16 protein-coding genes are annotated in these 20,862 nt (G+C 64.7%); 9 read left to right on the forward strand and 7 right to left on the reverse strand.

All coding sequences use genetic code 11. From position 1 onward, the window contains the following. Positions 1–84: 84 nt before the first annotated feature. Genes FHS94_RS17220 through xylA form a run of 3 tightly spaced genes read left to right on the forward strand, consistent with a single transcriptional unit; the run spans position 85 to position 3,946 of the window. A complete protein-coding gene (locus FHS94_RS17220; protein ID WP_184060189.1) occupies positions 85–1,176 on the forward strand; it encodes a glycoside hydrolase family 43 protein in 1,092 nt (363 codons plus the stop codon). Continuing rightward, positions 1,176–2,624 (forward strand): xylulokinase, encoded by a 1,449-nt coding sequence (xylB, locus tag FHS94_RS17225; protein WP_184060191.1) that lies wholly within the window; start codon positions 1,176–1,178, stop codon positions 2,622–2,624. The genes FHS94_RS17220 and xylB overlap by 1 nt, the downstream gene beginning before the upstream one ends. Continuing rightward, positions 2,624–3,946 (forward strand): xylose isomerase, encoded by a 1,323-nt coding sequence (xylA, locus tag FHS94_RS17230; protein WP_184060193.1) that lies wholly within the window; start codon positions 2,624–2,626, stop codon positions 3,944–3,946. Before xylB ends, xylA begins: the two co-directional genes overlap by 1 nt. Positions 3,947–4,459: 513 nt before the next feature. On the opposite strand, the gene FHS94_RS17235 is transcribed toward xylA, so the two are convergent. Then, positions 4,460–6,718, reverse strand: coding sequence for an EAL domain-containing protein (locus FHS94_RS17235; protein ID WP_221234855.1), 2,259 nt, complete (start codon positions 6,716–6,718; stop codon positions 4,460–4,462). A gap of 232 nt (positions 6,719–6,950) precedes the next feature. Between FHS94_RS17235 and FHS94_RS17240 the strand changes: the two genes are divergently transcribed. After that, entirely contained in the window at positions 6,951–8,234 is a 1,284-nt protein-coding gene (locus tag FHS94_RS17240; protein WP_184060197.1) for a dicarboxylate/amino acid:cation symporter, read from the forward strand. 15 nt (positions 8,235–8,249) lie between these two features. Continuing rightward, the gene (locus FHS94_RS17245; RefSeq protein ID WP_184060199.1) at positions 8,250–10,115 is read left to right on the forward strand and encodes an ABC-F family ATP-binding cassette domain-containing protein; all 1,866 of its coding nucleotides are present in this window, start codon (positions 8,250–8,252) and stop codon (positions 10,113–10,115) included. Positions 10,116–10,141: 26 nt separating this feature from the next. On the opposite strand, the gene FHS94_RS17250 is transcribed toward FHS94_RS17245, so the two are convergent. Both FHS94_RS17250 and FHS94_RS17255 read right to left on the reverse strand, forming a co-directional pair. Beyond that, positions 10,142–10,519 (reverse strand): hypothetical protein, encoded by a 378-nt coding sequence (locus FHS94_RS17250; RefSeq protein WP_184060201.1) that lies wholly within the window; start codon positions 10,517–10,519, stop codon positions 10,142–10,144. A 42-nt stretch (positions 10,520–10,561) separates the two neighbouring features. Continuing rightward, positions 10,562–11,233, reverse strand: coding sequence for a TetR/AcrR family transcriptional regulator (locus tag FHS94_RS17255; protein ID WP_184060203.1), 672 nt, complete (start codon positions 11,231–11,233; stop codon positions 10,562–10,564). Positions 11,234–11,309: 76 nt separating this feature from the next. On the opposite strand from FHS94_RS17255, the gene FHS94_RS17260 reads away from it, so the two are divergent. Both FHS94_RS17260 and FHS94_RS17265 read left to right on the forward strand, forming a co-directional pair. Continuing rightward, positions 11,310–12,230 (forward strand): ATP-grasp domain-containing protein, encoded by a 921-nt coding sequence (locus FHS94_RS17260; protein ID WP_184060205.1) that lies wholly within the window; start codon positions 11,310–11,312, stop codon positions 12,228–12,230. Then, positions 12,230–13,246, forward strand: a complete 1,017-nt coding sequence (locus FHS94_RS17265; RefSeq protein ID WP_184060207.1) for an LLM class flavin-dependent oxidoreductase — start codon at positions 12,230–12,232, stop codon at positions 13,244–13,246. The genes FHS94_RS17260 and FHS94_RS17265 overlap by 1 nt, the downstream gene beginning before the upstream one ends. Before the next feature lie 82 nt (positions 13,247–13,328). Here the strand turns inward: FHS94_RS17265 and FHS94_RS17270 are convergent, their stop codons facing one another. From FHS94_RS17270 to FHS94_RS17285, 4 genes are read right to left on the reverse strand one after another with little or no spacing between them, the layout of a single operon-like run. Beyond that, the gene (locus tag FHS94_RS17270; protein WP_184060208.1) at positions 13,329–13,598 is read right to left on the reverse strand and encodes a hypothetical protein; all 270 of its coding nucleotides are present in this window, start codon (positions 13,596–13,598) and stop codon (positions 13,329–13,331) included. Positions 13,599–13,658: 60 nt separating this feature from the next. Continuing rightward, positions 13,659–15,212: an efflux transporter outer membrane subunit gene (locus FHS94_RS17275; protein ID WP_184060210.1), complete on the reverse strand. Its 1,554-nt coding sequence runs from the start codon at positions 15,210–15,212 to the stop codon at positions 13,659–13,661. Positions 15,213–15,216: 4 nt separating this feature from the next. Beyond that, positions 15,217–18,417 (reverse strand): efflux RND transporter permease subunit, encoded by a 3,201-nt coding sequence (locus FHS94_RS17280; RefSeq protein ID WP_184060212.1) that lies wholly within the window; start codon positions 18,415–18,417, stop codon positions 15,217–15,219. A gap of 9 nt (positions 18,418–18,426) precedes the next feature. Continuing rightward, positions 18,427–19,605: an efflux RND transporter periplasmic adaptor subunit gene (locus FHS94_RS17285; protein ID WP_184060214.1), complete on the reverse strand. Its 1,179-nt coding sequence runs from the start codon at positions 19,603–19,605 to the stop codon at positions 18,427–18,429. A gap of 100 nt (positions 19,606–19,705) precedes the next feature. Here FHS94_RS17285 and FHS94_RS17290 point away from each other — a divergent pair, with 100 nt between their 5' ends. Further along, positions 19,706–20,341, forward strand: a complete 636-nt coding sequence (locus FHS94_RS17290; RefSeq protein WP_184060216.1) for a TetR/AcrR family transcriptional regulator — start codon at positions 19,706–19,708, stop codon at positions 20,339–20,341. 75 nt (positions 20,342–20,416) lie between these two features. Beyond that, complete coding sequence (locus tag FHS94_RS17295; RefSeq protein ID WP_184060218.1) at positions 20,417–20,821, forward strand: hypothetical protein; 405 nt, start codon at positions 20,417–20,419, stop codon at positions 20,819–20,821. Positions 20,822–20,862 lie beyond the last annotated feature (41 nt).

The following is a 20,862-nucleotide window of genomic DNA, read 5'->3' on the forward strand; positions in this document are numbered from 1 at the left end:
AAAATCCCAATCATGCTGTTGCGAGTGCCGCTGTTAGCGCTATCGTAGCGTCGAAGGCCCGAAGAAGCCAAGCAGGAGAGAGCCATGTTACGCCCCCTTCCCCAAATTGCCGGTGCCGCCCTGGTGCTGGCCGCTACAACCGCGCTGGCGGCGGATGAGCCCCGTTCGCCTGATGGTCGTCGCTACCTGTCGCAGCCGTTGACCAGCGAGATCTACACGGCGGACCCGTCCGCTCACGTGTTCAACGGCAAGATCTATGTCTATCCCAGCCATGATGTCGAAACCGACATCCCTGACGACGATCTCGGCAACCAATATGCGATGCACGATTATCGCGTGCTGTCGATGGATCGGGTCGGCGGGCCGGTAAAGGTGCACGGCGTAGCGCTGGACGTGAAGCAGGTACCCTGGGCGTCGCAGCAGATGTGGGCGCCCGATGCAGCGTACAAGAACGGGACCTACTATCTGTATTTCCCAGCACGCGACAAGGCGCTGGACAAGAACAAGCTCGGCACGTTCCGCATTGGCGTTGCGACCAGCAAGAGCCCGACGGGTCCGTTCAAGGCGGAGCCGAACCCGATCCCTGGCAGCTTTTCCATGGACCCGGCTGTGTTCACCGATGCGAACGGTGCCAGCTACATGTACTTCGGCGGCATCTGGGGCGGCCAGCTGCAGCGCTGGAATAATGGAAAGTTCGACCCCAACGGCTCCGACACCGACCTGCAGCAGGACGATCAGCCTGCCATTTCGGGCAAGGTCGTGCGGCTGAACGCTGACATGAAGACCTTTGCCGAACCGGTTCGCGATGCCGTGATTCTGGATGAGAATGGCAAGCCCGTGCTGGGCGGCGACCATGAACGCCGCTTCTTTGAAGCCTCCTGGGTCTTCAAGCGGGGTGGCAAATACTATTACACCTACTCGACCGGCGACACGCACTTCCTGAACTATGCGATCGGCGACAACCCTTATGGGCCGTTCACCTACAAGGGCCACATCCTGAAGCCGGTCCAGGGCTGGACGAGTCACCATTCGATCATCGAACATGGCGGCAAGTGGTGGCTGTTCTATGCTGACACGCAGCGCAGCAACAAGAACCACCTGCGCAACGTCAAGGTGACCGAACTGAAGTTCGCGCCCGACGGTTCGATCCCGACCATCGATCCGTTCCTGCCCTGATGTTCCTTGGAATCGACATCGGCACCTCGGGCGTGAAGGCCGTGGTGCTTGACGAGGCAGGGGTTGTCGCCGGCCAGGGAACCGCCGCGCTCACCGTGCAGCGGCCGCAACCACTCTGGTCGGAACAGGAGCCAGAGGCGTGGTGGCTTGCCACCACCGCCGCGGTTCAGGCCATCGACCCAGCCGTACGCCGATCGGTGCGCGGCGTGGGTGTCGCAGGCCAGATGCACGGGGCAACGCTGCTCGGCGCTGACGACCGCGTGCTGCGCCCGGCCATCCTGTGGAACGATGGCCGCTCCCATGCCGAGTGTGAGGAGTTGGAAGCGGCAGCGGACTTCCGCGGCATTGGCGGCAACATCGTCATGCCGGGCTTCACCGCGCCCAAGCTTGCCTGGGTGCGCCGTCACGAACCGGACCTGTTCGACCAGGTCCGGACGGTGCTGCTTCCCAAGGATTACGTCCGCCTGCGCATGACCGGCAACAAGGCGTCTGACCTGTCCGACTCGGCGGGCACGCTGTGGCTGGACGTTGCCAACCGGCGATGGAGCGACGAGTTGCTTGCCGCGACCGGCCTGACCGATGCGCAGATGCCGCGGCTGGTCGAGGGTACGGAGATCACGGGCACGCTGCGTGCCGAGGTGGCCGAGCTCTGGGGCATGCCGGCCGTCCCGGTTGTTGGCGGCGGCGGTGACAATGCTGCGGGCGCGGCCGGTGTCGGCGTGGTGCGCGACGGCGATGCGCTGTTGTCGCTCGGCACCTCCGGCGTGATCTTTGTCGCGACCAAGGACTTCCGGTCGAACCCTGGCCGTGCGGTCCATGCGTTCTGCCACTGCTTGCCCGGTTTGTGGCATCAGATGAGTGTCCACCTGTCGGCGGCATCCTGCATCGACTGGGTTGCAAGGCTGACAGGGGCAGCCGGGGCCGCGGACCTGTTCGCGCGGGCCGAGTCGGCGGGTCCCGCGGCCGGGCCGGAGCTGTTCCTCCCCTATCTATCGGGCGAGCGAACCCCGCATAACGACGCGCTGGTGCGCGGAGCGTTCCTACGGCTGGATAACGAGACAACGCCCGAGAAGCTGGCGCAGTCCGTGCTGGAAGGCGTCGCCTTTGCACTCGCGGACGGGCTAGACGCGCTGCGTGGCGCCGGAACCGTGGTCAACCAGCTCTCTGTCATCGGCGGCGGTGCGCGGTCGACATATTGGGGTGGCATCCTCGCCGCCGCGCTGGAAGCACCCCTCGTGTATCTGCAGGGTGGCGAAGTCGGCCCGGCGCTCGGCGCGGCACGCCTGGCTCAGGTCGCGGTTGACCGCGGCGACCCGGTTACCGTCTGCGCCGCTCCACCGGTCGCCCGTACGGTCGAACCCGACGCAGGGCTGGTTGAGCGCCTTGCCGAAAAGAAGCAGGCGTTCCGCGACGCCTATCCCCGCATCACACCCAAGAAAGGCATCTGATGTCCGCCGCGACCGACTATTTCGCCCAGTTCCCGACCATCAAGTACGAAGGTCCTGACTCCACCAACGAACTCGCCTATCGCTTCTACGACAAGAACCGTGTCGTGCTCGGCAAGACCATGGAGGAGCAGCTCCGCTTCGCCGTGTGCATGTGGCATACCTTCTGCTGGCAGGGCTCCGACGTGTTCGGCCCGGGCACCTTCCACCGTCCCTGGCAGGCGCACGCCCATGCCGCCGAGGCAGCGGCCCAGAAGCGTGAGGTCGCGTTCCAGTTCATCAAGAAGCTCGACCTGCCCTTCTACTGCTTTCACGACGTCGACGTCATGGAAGAAGGCAAGACCGTCAGCGAGTACCAGAAGAACTTCGCGACCGCCGTTGATCATCTCGAACAGTTGCAGGCCGAATCCGGCGTGAAGCTGCTCTGGGGCACGGCCAACCTCTTCTCCGACCCGCGCTATGCCGCCGGTGGCGCGACCAACCCTAACCCGGAAGTATACGCCTGGGGCGCGATGCAGGTGCGCGCAGCAATGGAGGCGACGCACCGCCTGGGCGGCGCAAACTATGTGCTGTGGGGCGGTCGTGAAGGTTATGAGACGCTCCTCAACACCGACCTGAAGCGTGAGCTCGACAATTTTGGCCGCTTCCTCAACCTGGTGGTAGAGCACAAGCACAAGATCGGCTTCACCGGCACGATCCTGATCGAGCCGAAGCCGCACGAGCCGACAAAGCACCAGTACGACTTCGATACCGCCACCGTGTACGGCTTCCTCAAGCGTTACGGCCTGGAGAACGAGGTCAAGGTCAACATCGAGGCGAACCACGCGACCCTCGCCCGCCACACCTTTGAGCATGAGATCGCGACCGCCGCGGCGCTAGGCATCTTTGGCTCGATCGATGCCAATCGCGGCGACGACCAGAATGGCTGGGATACCGACCAGTTTCCCAACTCGGTCGAGGAAACGACGCTCGCAGTCATTGAGATCATCCGTGCAGGTGGTTTCACCACCGGCGGCTTCAACTTCGACGCTAAGGTCCGCCGTCAGTCGGTGGATGCCGAGGACTTGTTCCACGGCCACATCGGCGGTGTTGATGTCGTAGCAGCAGCGCTGCTCAACGCCGAAAAGCTGATCCAGGACGGTCGCCTCGACCAGTTCAAGAAGGATCGCTACGCGGGTTGGGACGGTGAACTCGGCAGCACCATCCACGCTGAGGGCACCACGCTCGCCTCGATCGCCGACCTGGCGATTGAGCGCGACCTGAACCCCAAGCATCAGTCGGGCAAGCAAGAGCGGCTGGAAAATATCGTCAACCGCTTCGTGTGATCAGTGATTCCGGCCCTGCAGCAGCGGGGCCGGTGATACCCGATAAGGGCCGGCGTCGCGCAAGCGACGTCGGCCTTTTTTGTTGTGGAAGGCTGGAGCTAAACGGCCAGCCCAAGCACAGCTCGGCAAGGCAGCTAAGCGCGCCAAAATGTCATGGCAGGCGTTATTTAGGCGGTGAGGCAGGGCCGAGCGCCTTCTGCCTTGGCGATCAGCGCGGCTCAAAATCTGAGCGGGCGCGATCAGCATCGTTCGCTGGATCTATTCTGACGGAGGTACCGACCAGGCTAGCCAGCTAAATAAAAAACAGGGGGCGCCGGATGACCGGCTGCCCCCTGCCCGTAAACTGAAGCTTAGCGCTCGCCTGCGCCACCCCAGCCGCCCGGCGAGAACCATTCCCAAAAACCGGTGCGACCAGTCTTAACCTTCTTAGCCATGGTTAATTCCCCGTTGAACAAGCGGACAGCTTGCGGGAATCAACATGCCATTGACTTATGCGGTTATCAATCTGTTAACCTAAGCAACTCGTCTCATTTTTGTAGCGGATATGAACCGTTCCAGATCGGGGAAGCGTACAGGCCTGCTGATCAGATAGCCCTGCGCAACATCGCAATCCATTTCGGTCAATGCAGCCAGCGTTTCAGGCAGTTCAACGCCCTCCGCCACGACCTTCAGGCCAAGTGAATGCGCAAGTTCCACGGTTGAACGGGCCATGATCCAAGCATTCCGATCCTGGTGTACATTGCCGATAAACCGTTGATCGATCTTGATCTCTGACGCAGGCAACTGCCGGATGTAGTCGAGGGTTGAGAACTTCGTGCCGTAATCATCGATCGATAGGTGCAGCCCGAGCGCACGCAGGGCGTACAGCGTCTTCAAATGCATCCCGTTCGGATCGATTTCTTCGTTTTCGGTAATCTCGAGCACCAGTCGATGTGGCGGCAGCGCATGCTTGGCCAGCAACGCAGCGATTTCGTCCGCTAGATTCGGCTCACCCAGCATCCGCACCGACAGGTTAACGGCGATACTGAACTCAGGATCGAAGGTGTCCAGGCGTCGCATGTCGCGAATCGCGTGCTCCAGCACGAACATGGTCAGGCCGGCGATCCGGTTCGACTGCTCGGCGACGGGAATGAACTGGTCGGGCGGGACCATGCCGCGGTCCGGGTGCGACCAGCGGATCAGCGCTTCGGCCCCGATGATCCGTTTACCGCGCAGGTCGAGCTTGGGCTGATAGGCGACCCAGATCTCTCCATTGGCCAGCGCCAGGTCGAGCTGGCTGAGCAGCGACTGGCGGAAGGTCGCGTCCTCCAAGCGACGTGGATCGTGGACGCGGTACTTGCTGCCCTGCGACGCGGCTTCGCTTGCGGCAACCTCCACGCTGCCGACCCGGTTCATCAACGGACGGTCGCGCTCGTTCTCGATGCCAAAGCCAACCGAAAGGTCGATCAGCCTGCCGCCGACGCTGACCGGAGACGACAGGAGCGCGTGCAGCCCTTCCACATGGTCGAACAATTGTGGGGAGATCGGTTCGGCTGTGCGCCAGACGAACAGATCGTCGCCGTGCATCAGCTCCAACGCCTCGCCGACCTGAAGACGCCGCGCGATCTCGGTGATCAGCAGCTTCTCCTGCGCTCGGGTCAGCGTAGCTCGAAGGTCTGCATGGTTCCCGATCTTGATGGCGACGAGCGTATAGGGAACCGTGCGGTTCTCCGTGCGGGCGCCAACAAGGGTCGGCAGCCCGGTGGTCGCGTTGTGCCCTGCGCGGACCAGGATGCGAGCGCGCACGGCTACAATGATCCCCAGGAGCATCGCCGGGCAGATCTGAACGGCGATGTGCTTCGCGTCGAGATACACTGGGGCGACCAGAAGCACCCCAAATGTGCCAAGCCCGATCAGCCACCGGGCCCCGGACTTGGTCGCGTGAACATAGGCGATGCACGCCAGCAATGTGAACAGAAGGGCCGGAATCCCACCCAGATCGCGTGGCATGCTGGACCGCAGCGTCTGCGCTGCGATGACATGGACGTACACGCCTGGGATCGGCCCCTGTCCCGGCACGTAGTGCGTGTCGCCCAGCGAGTCAGCGGTCTTCGCGATGATGACGTCGCGATCTTTTACAATGTGGGTAGCGGGGCTGCGCGACAGAACGTCCGTCAGGTTCACGGTCGGAACGCTATCGGCGCGGATCGCGAAGTCTGGCGCGAACAGGTCGGTCCGCGGAGAATATTGCCCCGACAGAATGGAAGCGAACGACGGATAAAGCTTGCCGTCCATCCTGGTCGAGAACGGCACTCCAGACGTCGACCCAAGGAAATCACGCCAGACGTTGATAGAGCCGAGCTTCGCGACGTTGGCCAGGGCGGGCGTCGGCCGGAGAACTTCCTTTTTCTTCGTGGTGCGACTTACCTCGAACCGCGTGGCAAGGGTCACGTGTCCGGCGTGGCGCTTCAGGGCAGCGGCGAACACACCGTCGTCGCCGTTGGGACTTGGGTCGGTGTAGACCTTGTCGAAGACGACCTGGCGTGCGCCCAGCTCGAACAGGTTGTCCACGAGCCTTGCATCAAGCGAGCGCCTAGACCCCCAATCCGGGATGGCGCGAAGCGAGCTGTTGTCGATCTCCACGACTACGACGCGCCCGTCCGCTGGTGTAGAACGGATCATGTCGCGAATGTTGTGAAGCCCACGTTCGATCGGAGCGCCAAGGTCGATCGCGTAGAACAGCATCGCGATGAGCATCGCCCAGAACAGGATGCGCACCCGTGGCACCGCCACGAAGCCGCTGCGCCATCTTGCCAATCGTGACGTCAATGACGTCAAAGCCGTTGCTCCTTCGATCGAGCCGACAGACAGGAAGTCGTCGGTGGATAGAGATCGTTCTCAAGCCATAGCCCGAAGAAGGCTAAAGAGCCGTTAAGGGCCATTCTGGCCGCTTGGCCGGTACCCCGCGCCGCCAAGCTCGCGATATGCTGCCCCATCCGCTAGGCACGCCGCCGAAAGGATCGCCATGATCGTCGATACGCCTGCCGCCGAACACGCCGTTGCCCCGCGCTGGTGGCAGCACCTGTACCTTCAGGTGATTGTCGCCATCGTGGCGGGCGCGCTGCTCGGCCATCTCGCACCGGCGTCCGGCGAAGCGATGAAGCCGCTGGGTGACGGGTTCATCAAGCTGGTAAAGATGGTGATTGCGCCCGTGATCTTCCTGACGCTGGTCAGCGGGATCGCAGGGCTGGGTGAATTGCGCACGGTGGGCCGGGTCGCAGCCAAGGCGTTTGGCTATTTCCTGTTCTTCTCCACCCTCGCCCTGATCGTCGGGCTGCTGGTGGGAAACATCGTCCAGCCGGGCGCCGGCATGCATGTCGACCCGGCGACGCTCAACACAGGCGCCATTGCAACCTATGCCGCCCAGGCGCACGAAACCAGCGTGACCGGGTTCCTGCTGTCCGTCATCCCGGACACGATGGTGTCGGCGCTGACCAGCGGTTCCATCCTGCAAACCCTGTTCGTGGCCGTCCTGTTCGGCATCGCCGTGAGCCTGGTGGGCGAGCCTGCACGACCGATCCTGGTGACGGTGGAGCGGCTTGCCCTTGTCGTCTTCCGCCTGGTCGCGATCCTGATGCGTGCGGCTCCGATCGGCGCCTTTGGCGCGATCGCGTTTACCGTCGGGGCCTACGGGGCCGGGTCGCTGGTGGATCTCGGCAAGCTTGTGCTCACCTTCTACGGCACATCGCTGCTGTTCGTGCTGGTGGTGCTCGGCACGGTCGCCCGGGCACATGGCTTCTCGATCTTTCGGCTGATCGCGTATCTGCGCGAGGAGTTGCTGCTGGTACTCGGCACCTCCTCGTCCGAGGCAGCGTTGCCGAACCTGCTGCGCAAACTTGAAGCCGCGGGCTGCGATCGCGGCGTGGTAGGGCTGGTTGTTCCGACGGGCTATTCCTTCAACCTCGACGGCACCAACATCTACATGACGTTGGCGAGCCTGTTCATCGCGCAGGCGGTCGGCGTTCACCTGCCGCTCGGCGAACAGTTGCTGCTCGTCGGGGTCGCCATGCTGTCGTCCAAGGGTGCGGCCGGCGTGACGGGCGCAGGCTTCATCACCCTTGCCGCGACCTTGTCGATCGTGCCCAGCGTACCCGTCGCGGGCATGGCGCTGATCCTGGGTGTCGACCGGTTCATGAGCGAATGCCGCAGCCTTACCAACTTCGTCGGCAATGCCGTCGCCGCAATCGTTGTCGCCCGCTGGGAAGGAAAGGTTGATCGCGAACGGCTCGCCGAGACGCTGCGGGGCTGATAAGGGCCGCGCATCATGCTCAATCTTCGTGACATCACCGTCCGGCTCGGCGGCCGAACGATCCTGGACCATGCCGGCGCCGCACTGCCGCCGGGCAGCCGCGTCGGACTGGTCGGACGCAACGGCGCCGGCAAGTCGACGCTGGTGCGGGTCGTCGCCGGCATGCTTGACCCGGATACCGGGGGGGCGGAGATGCCGCGCGGCACCCGCCTTGGCTACATCGCGCAGGAAGCGCCGGCAGGCTCCGCCACCCCGTTCGAAACGGTGCTTGCCGCCGATACGGAGCGCGCCGCCCTGCTGGACGAGGCCGACACCAGCACCGATCCCGATCGCCTGGGTGAAGTGCATGAGCGGTTGAACGCGATCGACGCGCACGCCGCCCCTGCCCGCGCCGCGCGCATCCTGGTCGGCCTCGGCTTTGACGAGGAAGCGCAGAACCGTCCGCTCGATGGCTTTTCAGGCGGCTGGCGGATGCGCGTGGCGCTCGCGGCGCTGCTGTTCACCCGCCCCGACCTGCTGCTGCTCGACGAGCCGTCGAACCACCTCGACCTGGAAGCGGTGCTGTGGCTGGAGGACTTCCTCAAGAGCTACCCGGCGACGATCCTGCTGGTCAGCCATGAACGCGACTTCCTCAACAACGTCGTCGATCACATCCTGCATCTCGATCGCGGTAAGCTGACGCTGTACCCCGGCGGCTACGACGCATTCGAGCGCCAGCGCGCTGAACGCCAATCGCAGCTCGCCTCCGCTCGTGAAAAGCAGCAGGCCGAGCGCGCCAAGCTGCAGGACTATATCGCCCGCAACTCCGCCCGCGCTTCCACCGCGAAGCAGGCGCAGAGCCGGGCCAAGGCGCTCGCCCGGATGCAGCCCGTTGCCGAGCTGCTCGACGATCCGACGCTCAGCTTCGACTTTCCCGATCCCGGCGAGCTGCGGCCGCCGCTGATCACGCTCGACCATGCCAGCGTCGGCTATGGTGACACGCCTATCCTGCGTCGGCTCAATCTGCGCATCGATCCCGACGATCGTGTCGCGCTGCTCGGGCGCAACGGCAACGGCAAGACCACCCTCGCCCGCCTCCTCGCAGCGCAGCTGGCGCCGATGGAGGGCGACATGGCGTCTAGCGCCAAGATGCGGGTCGGCTATTTCACACAATATCAAGTGGAGGAGCTGAGCCACGGCGACACAGCCGTCCAGCATATGAGCCGCCTGATGCCGGGTGCGACACCGACCGCGGTTCGCACCCAGCTTGGCCGATTCGGGTTCCAGGGTGACAAGGCAACGACGCAGGTCGGCAAGCTGTCGGGCGGCGAACGCGCTCGCCTGGCACTGGCGCTGATCACGCGCGATGCGCCGCACATGCTTATCCTCGACGAGCCGACCAACCACCTGGACGTCGATGCACGCGAGGCGTTGATCCAGGCGCTCAACGGCTATCAGGGTGCGGTGCTGATCGTCAGCCACGACCGTCACATGCTGGAGATGACAGCGGACCGGCTGGTGCTGGTCGACGGGGGCACCGCAGAGGAATTCGACGGCACTCTGGACGACTATGTGCGCCGTTTGCTGACTTCGGAAAACGCGGCGGCACGGGCGGACAAGGCGGACCGCAAGGAGCAGCGCCGTCAGGCAGCGGAGGCGCGGGAAAAGGGAACGGCGCTGCGCAAGCGCGCGCGTGACGCGGAAGCCGAACTCACCAAGCTGACTGATCAGCGCAGCGCCATCGATCGGGCTATGTTCGATCCGGGCAATGCTGACGCGGCACTCGCGAAGCTGACCATGACCGAGTTGATGAAACGCCGCGCCGACCTGGGTTCCCGGATCGACGCGGCGGAAGCAGCGTGGCTGGAGGCGAGCGAAGCGCTGGAGCTGCTTGCCGCCTGACAGTTGTCAGGTCAGGCGAGCGGCGATCAGCGCCCCCGCCGCGGGCGGCGGGCGGAGGCGATGCTGTCGACCAGCAGTTCGTACTGGTCACCGGTGAAGCCGGCGGCGAGAAAATCCTTCACCGCCGCCGATGGCACCGTGTAGCCATAGTGCCAGGTCAGCACGGCCATACGGCGCAGCGCTTCCAGCCGCGGATCGGCGAGTTGCGGGTTGTGGCTGCCGCCGAACAGCGTCGCCATTGCGCGCGACACGCGGCCAGGCGTGCGCAGGCTCGCCACGCGGTCGCGCTCGGCCAAGGCAACGATCGACCATTCCAGCGCCGACAACGTTGTGTCGCGCTGAGGAGCCTGCACCGTGGCGGCTCCGGGGATGCCGCCGGATTCGGGAAATGCGAGGTATGCCATCATCGGACTCCAGCCCTGAACCAATCTATACCGAGGAGTATATTAAGCAGAGATGGAAGCGTCAACAGCTTTCTGTACCGGGTGGTACGTTTCTTTTTCACCGCCCGGCCACATTGCAAGGCTGGTTTCGACAAGCTGGTGCAGACCCTCGCGGCTTGCCCCGGAGCCCGCCTGGATCGCCATTCCCTGAAGGATGGCCACGACATAGGCTGTCAGTGCTTCAGGCTCGAGGTGCCCGGGCAGGTCACCCTCTTCGCGTGCACGGGCAAACCGCTCGGTCATCGCCTTCTGCGTTGAGGCACGCCGGGCAAGCACCTCGGCCTTGATCCCCTCAGCCTCGGAACCGCAGGCGACCGAGTGGATGACCCCCAGGCAACCCTTCGGCTCGCTGACGCCGGTTTGCGCATCCACGGCACCCCGGAGCAGGCGCTCAACCACTGCTCGCGCGGTGGGCTCGGCCAATGCCGTGCTGATGTACGCCATCTTCTCGGCCTCATAAAGGTCGAGTGCCTTGCGAAACAGTGCCTCCTTGTTGCCGAAGGCCGCATATAGGCTCGGGCGAGTGATGCCCATCGCCTCGGTCAGGTCGGAAAGCGAAGCGCCCTCATACCCCTTGCTCCAGAAAACGCGCAGCGCCGCTGCGAGCGCTGCATCGGTGCAGAACTCCCGCGGACGGCCCTTGTGAACGGCCTGGCAGATCGTGGGTGTTTCCATATCGTCCGGTATGTAATCCTTCTGCCGCGAAAGTCCACCTTGCGCGCATGACGCTTGCGGCTAAGCGATTGTGATCGTGACCGACCTAGCCATTCTGTATGAGCACCCCGCCTGGTTCGCCCCGTTGTTCGCGGCGCTGGACCGGCACGGCATCAACTATCGCGCCTTTACGCCCGATCTCGCCTGGGATCCGGCGGACCCTGTCCCGCCCGCGCCTGTGGTGCTGAACCGGATCGCGATGTCGAGTTTCCTGCGGGCCGGCGATGGATCGGGCGGCGAGCATCCCATTTTCTTTGCGACCGCCTTGTTCGACCATTGGGCCCGAAGCGGCGCACGCATTATCAACGATGCAGCCGTGCTCGCGATCGATTCGTCCAAGGCGCGCCAACTGTCGCTGATCGCCAGCCTGGGCCTTGCCATTCCTGCGACCCGAGTCGTTCATCGCCCGTCCGACGTCGCCATGACGGCTGAGGCGATCGGCTTTCCCTTGGTGGTGAAGGCCAACATCGGCGGCTCTGGCGCGGGCATCACACGCTTCGATAACATGGCCGAGCTGCGCTACGCGATCGGGGCAGGCGAACTGCAAACCAGCGTCGACGGTGTGCTGCTGGTGCAAGACTATGTGCCGGCCCGTGACGGCACGATCACCCGTATCGAAACGCTCGACCGTCGATTCCTGTATGCAATCGACGTTGCCGGTGGCGGTGCATTCGACCTGTGCCCCGCTGATGCCTGTGTCGGCGATAGCGGCATCTCCATGCGCGCGGTGAAACCTGCCGCCGAGTTGGTCGAGGCGGCCGAGCGGATCGCAACCGCGGTCGGCCTTGATGTCGGCGGGATCGAGGTGATGGTGGATGACCGTGACGGCGTGCCCCGCTTCTACGACATCAACGCCCTGTCCAATTTCGTTGCCAAGCCACTCGACGTGCTCGGCTACGACCCGCACGACCGCTTGGTCGAATATCTCGTCCGCAAGATCGAAGAGGCCCGCGGCTGATGCGCTTTGGATATTGGATGCCCGTATTTGGCGGCTGGCTGCGCAACGTTCCCGACGAGGGCATGGATGCGAGCTGGGAATATAGCCGCAAGCTGGCGCAGGACTCCGAACGCTGGGGTTATTCGCTCAGCTTGATTGCCGAGTTGAACCTCAACGACATCAAGGGCGTGGAGAGCCCGGCGCTGGACGCCTGGTCCACCGCGGCCGCGATCGCCGCGGTGACCGAACGCCTGGAGCTGATGGTCGCGGTGCGGCCGAATTTCCACCACCCTGCCCTGTTCGCCAAAGCTGCGGCCAACATCGACCGCATCAGCAATGGGCGACTCGCGCTCAACGTCGTGTCGTCCTGGTGGGCCGACGAAGCGCGTCAATATGGGCTTCAGTTCGACCAGCATGACGACCGCTACGCGCGCACGTCCGAATGGCTAAGCGTTGTTGATGGCCTGTGGTCGCAGGATCGCTTCACGTTCAACGGCCAGTTCTACCAAACGCAGGAAGCGATCTGCTCTCCCAAGCCTGCCCATCATCCCGTCATCTATGCCGGCGGTGAGAGCGAGAAGGCCAAGGCGATGATCGCCAGCCAGTGCGACGCTTATGTCATGCACGGCGACCCGGCCGACGCGATCGCGCCCAAGATCGCCGACATGGCCGCGCGGCGCGAAGCCACGGGCAAGCCGGCCATGCAGTACGGCATGGCCGCCTATGCCATTGTGCGCGACTCGGAAGCGGAAGCGAAACGGGAGCTGGAGCGGATCACCACCGTGTCCGAGCTGCCCGCGGGATATGCCAATTTCGATCAGTGGCTGTCGGGTACGCAGCTGGAGCGCGAGCTCAAGATCCAGGAATATTCAGTGTCGAACCGCGGCCTTCGCCCCAACCTGGTCGGCACGCCCGAACAACTTCGCGAGAGGATCGAGGAATATGAGGCGGCTGGGCTCCACCTGCTGCTGCTTCAGATGAGCCCGCAGGCCGAAGAGATGGAGCGCTTTGCCACCCAGGTCATGCGCACGGTCTGATCCAAGCTGCCCCATCACGGGCTCGGGACCAGACGGACGATCGCCGCGGGTCCCGGCTCCTGGATCGGCCAAAGCCTATGGCTCAGCGCGGCCGGGCGTGCTTCCCGCCATAACGGCGGCCGATATAGCTCGTGACCTGCTGCATGTCGGCCATCGCCGCCGACGCGGCCTTTTCACAGCAGGGCAGCGGTCCTTCGACGACACCCATCGCGCGGCGCTCCACCTTGGCGCACAGCTCCTCGATGTCAGCACGGTTCAGAACATTCTTTTCACGCAGCAGGCACAACAGGCTTTGCAGGATGATCATGCTCTCCTCGCCAGCGTCGGCGGCGGGATGCGCAGCAGTGGCCATCAGTCCTCTCCTTGTTATTGAGGAGAAGCTACGCCTTTCCCGACGCTTGGCAAGCCCGCCTTATTGCAGCCCCCCGCCCAGCGACCGGTAGAGCTCCACCAGGTTGGACGCCCGGGTCAGCCGCGTGGTCACCAACTGCTGCTGCGCGGCGTAAGCGGTCCGCTGCGCATCCAGGGTGTTGAGGAACGACTCTACCCCCACCCGGTACCGTGCCTCGGACAGGCGTGATGCCACGGTTGCGGAGTTGGCCCGCGCCGCCTGCGCGCTCACCTGCCGATCGATCGTGCCCCGCTGCGCCAGTGCATCGGCCACCTCACGGAAGGCGACCTGGATGGTTCGGTCATAGGTTGCGAGCGCACCCTGGCGCTGTGCTTCGGCCAGCCGGATGTTCGCGTTGATCCGGCCACCGTCGAACAAGGGTGCCGTGATCGACGGCGCCCCCGTGTAGGTGAAGCTGCCGCCGCCAAACAGGCCGGACAGCGCGGTGCTGATCGTCCCCACCGCCGCGGTCAGCGAGATGGTCGGGAACCGCGCGGCCCGCGCCGCGCCGATATTGGCGTGCTGTGCGATCAGCTGATGTTCGGCGCTCAGCACGTCCGGGCGCCGCAGCAACACCTCGGACGACAGCCCCGCAGGCAGAGACGCGATCGTCGCGCCCTCCCCTGTGCCGAGGCCCGCCGGCAGTTGCGCCGGCTGGACCGGCGCACCGACCAACAGGTCGAGCGCGTTTTTGTCCTGCGCAGTCCGGGCTTCCAGCGCGGCGATGTCATTCAGCGCCGCCTGATAGTTGGTGTCAGCCTGGCGCGCTTCCAGCTCCGACGCGACGCCGATGCGGAATTGTGCCTGGGTCAGCTTCAGCGTTTGTTCGAACGCGCCCAGCGTGGAGCGCGAGAGGGCGAGTTGGTCCTGGTCGGCCGCGAGTTGCAGCCACGCCGTGGCGATCTCCGCGATCAGGCTGATCCGGGTCGAACGCTGCGCCTCCTCCGTCGCGAAATACTGCTCCAGCGCCGAACGGCTCAGGTTGCGTACCCGGCCGAACAGGTCGAGTTCGAAGTTGGAGAAGCCGGCGTTGACGGAGTAGAATTCGAGGTTGCTTGCCCCGGTGCCAACGCCAGCTCCGCTGCCGACGCCGGTTCCACCACCGGTACCGACTCCCGTGCCGCCGCCGGTTCCGGTGCCAACGCCGGTGCCGCTACCCCCCGTGCCGCCCGCTCCGGAACCGACCCCTGTTGCGCCACCCGCCGTCGCGCCGCTCGCCCCGAACGCGTTGTTGGTGTAGGTCGCGGAGCCGGTCAGCCCCGTGGTGGGCACCTGTGCGGCGCGCTGGATCCGGTAACGCTCGCGCGCCTGGAGCACGTTGGCGGCCGCCAGCCGCAGGTCGCGGTTGTTGTCCAGCCCTGCCGCGATCACCTCACGCAGCCGCGCATCGGTGAAGAAGTCGCGCCAGCCGATGCGGGTCACGTCCGCCGCGTCGGTGGCGGCGGCGGGATAGATCCCGCCCTGCGGCAGGTCGGCCGGAACCGCGCCTGCCGAGCGGATGTACTTGGGGGCCATGTTGCAGCCCGCCAGCATGGTCGCGCCCGCCAGCGCGACCAGGGTCATTGAACGCGTCATCACTTCAGGCTCCCTGCGGCGCAACGCGCCCGTCCTGTTCGTCCGCATGGGGCGGATGGCCGTGGGGCTCGTCGGACGCAGCCGGATCGGCCTTGCCCCCCTGACCCAACAGGCGAAGCACCACCACAAAGAACATCGGCACAAAGAAGATCGCGAGCACCGTGGCGGACAACATGCCGCCCACCACCGCGCGCCCGATCGCGTTCTGGCCACCAGCGCCTGCCCCGTTGGCGATCGCCAGCGGGAACACGCCGAAGATGAAGGCCAGACTGGTCATCAGGATCGGTCGAAGCCGCAGTTTCGCCGCCTCGACGGCCGCGTCAAAGGACGACAGGCCGTCGCGCATCTTCTCCTCGGCGAACTCCACGATCAGGATGGCGTTCTTCGCCGACACGCCGATCGTGGTGATCAGACCGACCTGCAGGTAGATGTCGTTGTTCAACCCCGTCAGGCTCGCGGCCAGCAGAGCGCCGACGATGCCCAGCGGCACCACCAGCATCACGGCCACCGGCACCGACCAGCTTTCGTACAAAGCCGCGAGGCAGAGGAACACGATCAACAACGACAGTCCGTACAGGGCGGGAGCCTGGCCGCCGGACAGCTGTTCCTCATAGCTGAGGCCCGTCCAGTCGAGGCGAGTGCCAGGGGGCAGTTGCTTCTGCATGTCCTCCATCGCCTTCATCGCAGCGCCCGACGCGACGCCCGGCGCCGGCTGGCCCAGGATCTCCATCGAGGGCTGACCATTGTAGCGGGTCAACTGCATCGGCCCCTGCCGCCACGTCATGTCCGAAAAGGCCGTGAACGGCGCCATCGTCCCACTCGCGCCACGCACGAACAGGCTGGCAATGTCCTCGGGCCGCTGTCGATACTGCTCGTCGGCCTGGATGTAGACGCGCTTCACGCGGCCACGGTCGATAAAGTCGTTGACATATGAACCACCCCACGCCGTTGAGATGGTGCTGTTCACCTGCGACAGGTCCAGGCCAAGCGCGCGCGCCTTGTCCTGGTCGACATTGACCTTCAACTGCGGCGCGTCGTCCAGCGCGTTCGGGCGCACGCCCACCAACGACTTGTTCTGCGACGCCATGCCGAGCAGCTGGTTGCGCGCGGCAAGCAGCTTTTCATGGCCGATCCCAGCTTCGTCCACCAATTGGAGGTCGAACCCGGTGGCATTGCCCAGTTCCTGCACGGCAGGCGGGATAACCGCGAAGATCAGGCCGTCATTATACTGCGAGAACACGCCCATGGCCCGCCCGATGATCGTCTGCGCCTTGTTCTCGGCGCCCGGTCGATCCTTCCACTCCTTCATCGGCATGAACGCGATGCCGCTGTTCTGACCGGTGCCCGCGAAGCTGAACCCGTTCACAGTGTAAACGCCCCGGATCGCATCCTTCGCATCAGCAAGGAAATGGTCGCGGACCAGGTCCAGGCCCTTTTGCGTACGCGCGGTGGTTGAGCCTGCCGGCCCCTGCACCAGCGCGATCATCACGCCCTGGTCCTCGTCCGGCAGGAAGCCCGTCGGCAGGCGCATGAACAGGAAGGTCATGCCAGCGACAATCAGGGCATAGGCGATCAGCGACCGGCCCCAACGCCGGGCAGTGAAGCGCACGCCCCTTTCATACTTGTCGCGACCACGATCGAAATTGTGGTTGAACCAGCGGAAGAAGCGCTTGAGCGGCCCGTTGCCCTCCGTCTTGTTGGGATCGTGCGGCTTCAGGATGGTTGCGCACAGCGCCGGCGTCAGCACCAGGGCGACCGCGATGGACAACACCATTGCCGACACGATCGTGATGGAGAACTGCCGGTAGATGACGCCAGTAGACCCGCCGAAGAACGCCATGGGCAGGAACACTGCCGACAGCACCAGCGCGATGCCGATCAGCGCGCCCGTGATCTCTTCCATGGAACGACGCGCCGCCTCCTTGGGGCTCATCCCCTCGGTGGTGATCAGTCGTTCCACGTTTTCGACGACGACGATGGCGTCGTCGACCAGCAGACCAATGGCCAGCACCATACCGAACAGCGTCAGTGTGTTGATCGAGTAGCCGAATGCCGCGAGCACGGCGAACGTGCCCGTCAACACCACCGGCACCGCGATCGTCGGGATCAGCGTCGCCCGGAAGTTCTGAAGGAACAGGAACATCACGAGGAAGACGAGAACCACTGCCTCGACCAGTGTTTCGATGACCTGCTCGATCGACAACCGCACGAACGGCGACGTGTCATACGGGAAGATCACCTTCACGTCGGGCGGGAATGTTTCAGCAAGCGCGGTGACACGCTCCTTGACAGCGACCACCGTGTTCAGCGCGTTGGCGCCCGGGGCCAGCTTCACCGCGATGCCGGACGCGGGCTTGCCGTTCCATTGTGCGGTGAAGGCGTAATTCTCGGCACCGATCGCGACGCGGGCAACGTCGCCCAGCCGCACCACGGAACCGTCCACGTTGCTCTTTAGGCGAATCTGCGCGAACTGCTCGGGCGAGGTGAGACGCGACGACACCGACACGGTGGCGTTCAGCATCTGCTCCTTGGGAGCGGGCTGCGCACCGATCTGGCCGGCCGAAACCTGCGCGTTCTGCGCGGTCACAGCTGATGTCACATCGGCCATCGTCAGGTTGAAGCTGTTGAGCTTCAGCGGATCGACCCAGATACGCATCGCATATTGCGACCCGAACAGCTGTGTGTCGCCGACGCCCGTGACGCGGGACAGCGGATCCTGGATCTTGGACGCGACGATGTCGGCCAGATCGTCCGCGTCATGCGAACCGTTCTCCGAGTACAGGCCCACGAACAACAGAATGTTCTGCGTGGACTTCGCGACCAGGATGCCCTGGCGCTGCACTTCCTGCGGCAGCAGCGGCGTCGCGGCCTGCAGCTTGTTCTGCACCTGCACCTGGGCGATGTCAGGGTTGGTACCCTGCTCGAAAGTCACGGTGATGGTGACGGTGCCCGCCGACGATGACGAGGACGAGAAGTAGCGAAGGTGGTCAATGCCCTTCAGCTGCTGCTCGATGATCTGGGTGGTGGTTCGCTCCAGCGTCTCGGCATCGGCGCCCGGATAGGTCGCGGTGATCGCGACCGCGGGCGGCGCGATGGCCGGGAACTGCGCGACTGGAAGCGACCGCACGGCGAGAATGCCGGCGATCATCACCATGACGGCCAGCACCCAGGCAAAGATCGGGCGCTCGATGAAATAGCGGGACATGAAAAAGTCCTATCGCGCCTGGGCCGGGGCAGCGCCCGCGGCAGGCTTGTCGGAAAATGGCTTCGGCGTCACCGGCATGCCCGGACGCAGCATCATGGCGCCTTCCACGATCACACGGTCGCCCGGCTTCAATCCGGTCGTCACGATCCAGTTGTCACCCTGGGTGCGCGATGTCGTGATGGGGCGCACCTCCACCTTGTTACCCGCGCCAACGACCATCACGGTCGGGTTGCCACGCTCGTCACGGCCAACCGCGCGCTGGGGCACCAGCATCGCGTTCGCCTGGACGCCTTCGGGCAACTCGGCCCGAACGAACATGCCCGGCAGCAGCAGCCCCTTTGGATTGGGGATCAGCGCCCGGATCGTCTGGCTTCCGGTGGTCGGATCGACGGTCACGTCGGCAAAGCGCAGCGTACCCTCGATCGGGTAAAGATTGCCCGTTTCCAGCCGCACACGCACCCGTGCCGCACCATCGCGGGAGATCTTGCCCGACATGATCTGCTCACGCAGACGCAGCAGGTCGGCGCTCGACTGCTGAATGTCGACATAGATTGGGTCGAGCCGCTGGATGGTGGTCAGCGGGTTGGTCTGCTGGTTGGTGACCAGCGCACCCGTGGTGACCAGCGATCGCCCGATGCGGCCAGTAATCGGCGCGCGCACCGTGGTGCGGGCAAGGTCGATCTGCGCGGAACGAAGAGCGGCCTGCTGTGCGGCGACATCAGCGCGCGCCTGCGCGGCGCTGCCCTGCGCATTTTCGAACTCCTGGCGAGCGATGGCGTTGATCTTGACCAGTTCGCCATAGCGCCGTGCCAGCGCACCCGAGGACGCGATGGTTGACTGCGCCCGCGCTAAAGCCGCCCGTGCGCTTGCCACCTGCGCCTCGTACGGGGCCGCATCGATGCGATAAAGCGGCTGGCCCGCACGGACCATGTCGCCTTCCACGAACGATCGCGCACGGATCAGGCCATTGACCTGCGGGCGCACATCGGACGTTTCAAAGGGCGCGGTGCGGCCCGGCAACGTGGTGGTCAGTGACACCGGGGTTTGCTGAACGACAACAAAGCTCACGGGTGGTGGAGGCGGCGCTGCTTGGCCGCCAGGGCCGCCCTGGCCACCCTGGCCGCCGTTGCTGCCGCAACCGCCGAGCGCGAGAAGTAGCGCGGCGGCGGTGAGACGCGTTCTGGTCATGCTTGATTCCGTGAGCTGAAAATGTGAGTGAGCACTCACTCACATTGGCGACTACTTCTGTACCGTTCGGTCGTCAAGCGTTGTGAGCCAAGGAGATGGAATGGCCGCCGCGCCCCCGACCTGCATTGACGTACCCAGCAAGGCTGCGCTGCGTCGTCGCAAGGTAACAGACACAGCACGCAAGTTGTTCGTGGAACAAGGTTTTCACGCGACCGGCATGGCGCAGATTGCCAAGGAGTCCGGCATCGCCGTTGGCCAGATCTATCGCGATTTTTCCTCCAAGGAGGACGTCGTTGCCGCCCTTGTGGAGGCAGATTGCAACCGGCTGATGATGTATGAAACGCTGGATGCTGCGATCCGGGCGGACGACGCCGCGTCTGCGCGCGCGTGGCTGCACGAGTTTGTTGAGCCCAGCGACCAGCCCGACGACGCCCGCCTTTTCGCCGAGATCCTGGCCGAATCGACGCGGAGCACCCGGATCGCAGCGATCTTTCGTTCCCTGCAGGAAGAGCTGCGCCGCCGCATTCTCGCCGCCTTGCGCCTGTTTGCGCCTGCCGAGGCACACGCAGCCCGCCGTGCCATGGCGGCCGAACTGATCATGACCTTGTCGGTAGGCGTCTTTCACCAGCAACTGATGCGACCCGACGCCGATCTGGCGGGTGTGGTTCGCGGCGCGCAGGCGGTGGTGGATCGCGAATTGGCAACGTTGAGGCGGGACCCCGAAGAGCGCGCCTGAGCTCCGGGTCGTTCTGGTGCGTCCCGTTTGTCGCATTGAATGACAGCGGGGCGACGAAGCGGTAAGGCCGTTCCCGTGCAGTTGACCCGTTCCGCCCTGACCCGGTGCCGACTGCTGGCCGTTGCCATCCTGTTCGGCGCATTGTTGCTGCGGCTGGCAGTTCCTGCGGGGTTCATGCCCGTTCTGGAGGATGGCGGCCCAACCCTGACGATCTGCCCGGGATGGAGTAGCGATACGACCGCCACAGCCCGTCCCGGCATGGCGACGATGAACCATCACCGGGACGACGCGCCTCAACCGCCGGGCGGTTGCGCCTTCGCTGATCTGGCGCTGGCCATGGTCGCGCCTCCGGAGCTTTTGCAACCAGGTGCGGTCATCGCCTGGCCGGGCATCATGTCCGCAGGCAAGCCCCCGACACCTTCTGCAGCCTCGATCGGTCATCTAAGGCCACCGTTGCGAGGGCCACCTCCGCTCGCCTGACCGGCTGTGCGCTCGACCGCCTCAGCCTTTTGCAACTCCGG

It is taken from the genome of Sphingomonas aerophila (assembly GCF_014199305.1).
In the GTDB taxonomy this organism is placed as follows: domain Bacteria; phylum Pseudomonadota; class Alphaproteobacteria; order Sphingomonadales; family Sphingomonadaceae; genus Sphingomonas; species Sphingomonas aerophila.

Coding starts and splice junctions, on each gene's coding strand:
- FHS94_RS17250 (WP_184060201.1), bottom strand. CDS start 10,519: ATGGCATACCTCGCATTTCCCGAATCCGGCGGCATCCCCGGAGCCGCC.
- FHS94_RS17275 (WP_184060210.1), bottom strand. CDS start 15,212: ATGACGCGTTCAATGACCCTGGTCGCGCTGGCGGGCGCGACCATGCTG.
- FHS94_RS17255 (WP_184060203.1), bottom strand. CDS start 11,233: ATGGAAACACCCACGATCTGCCAGGCCGTTCACAAGGGCCGTCCGCGG.
- xylB (WP_184060191.1), top strand. CDS start 1,176: ATGTTCCTTGGAATCGACATCGGCACCTCGGGCGTGAAGGCCGTGGTG.
- FHS94_RS17220 (WP_184060189.1), top strand. CDS start 85: ATGTTACGCCCCCTTCCCCAAATTGCCGGTGCCGCCCTGGTGCTGGCC.
- FHS94_RS17280 (WP_184060212.1), bottom strand. CDS start 18,417: ATGTCCCGCTATTTCATCGAGCGCCCGATCTTTGCCTGGGTGCTGGCC.
- FHS94_RS17290 (WP_184060216.1), top strand. CDS start 19,706: ATGGCCGCCGCGCCCCCGACCTGCATTGACGTACCCAGCAAGGCTGCG.
- FHS94_RS17285 (WP_184060214.1), bottom strand. CDS start 19,605: ATGACCAGAACGCGTCTCACCGCCGCCGCGCTACTTCTCGCGCTCGGC.
- FHS94_RS17245 (WP_184060199.1), top strand. CDS start 8,250: ATGCTCAATCTTCGTGACATCACCGTCCGGCTCGGCGGCCGAACGATC.
- FHS94_RS17240 (WP_184060197.1), top strand. CDS start 6,951: ATGATCGTCGATACGCCTGCCGCCGAACACGCCGTTGCCCCGCGCTGG.
- xylA (WP_184060193.1), top strand. CDS start 2,624: ATGTCCGCCGCGACCGACTATTTCGCCCAGTTCCCGACCATCAAGTAC.
- FHS94_RS17270 (WP_184060208.1), bottom strand. CDS start 13,598: ATGGCCACTGCTGCGCATCCCGCCGCCGACGCTGGCGAGGAGAGCATG.
- FHS94_RS17265 (WP_184060207.1), top strand. CDS start 12,230: ATGCGCTTTGGATATTGGATGCCCGTATTTGGCGGCTGGCTGCGCAAC.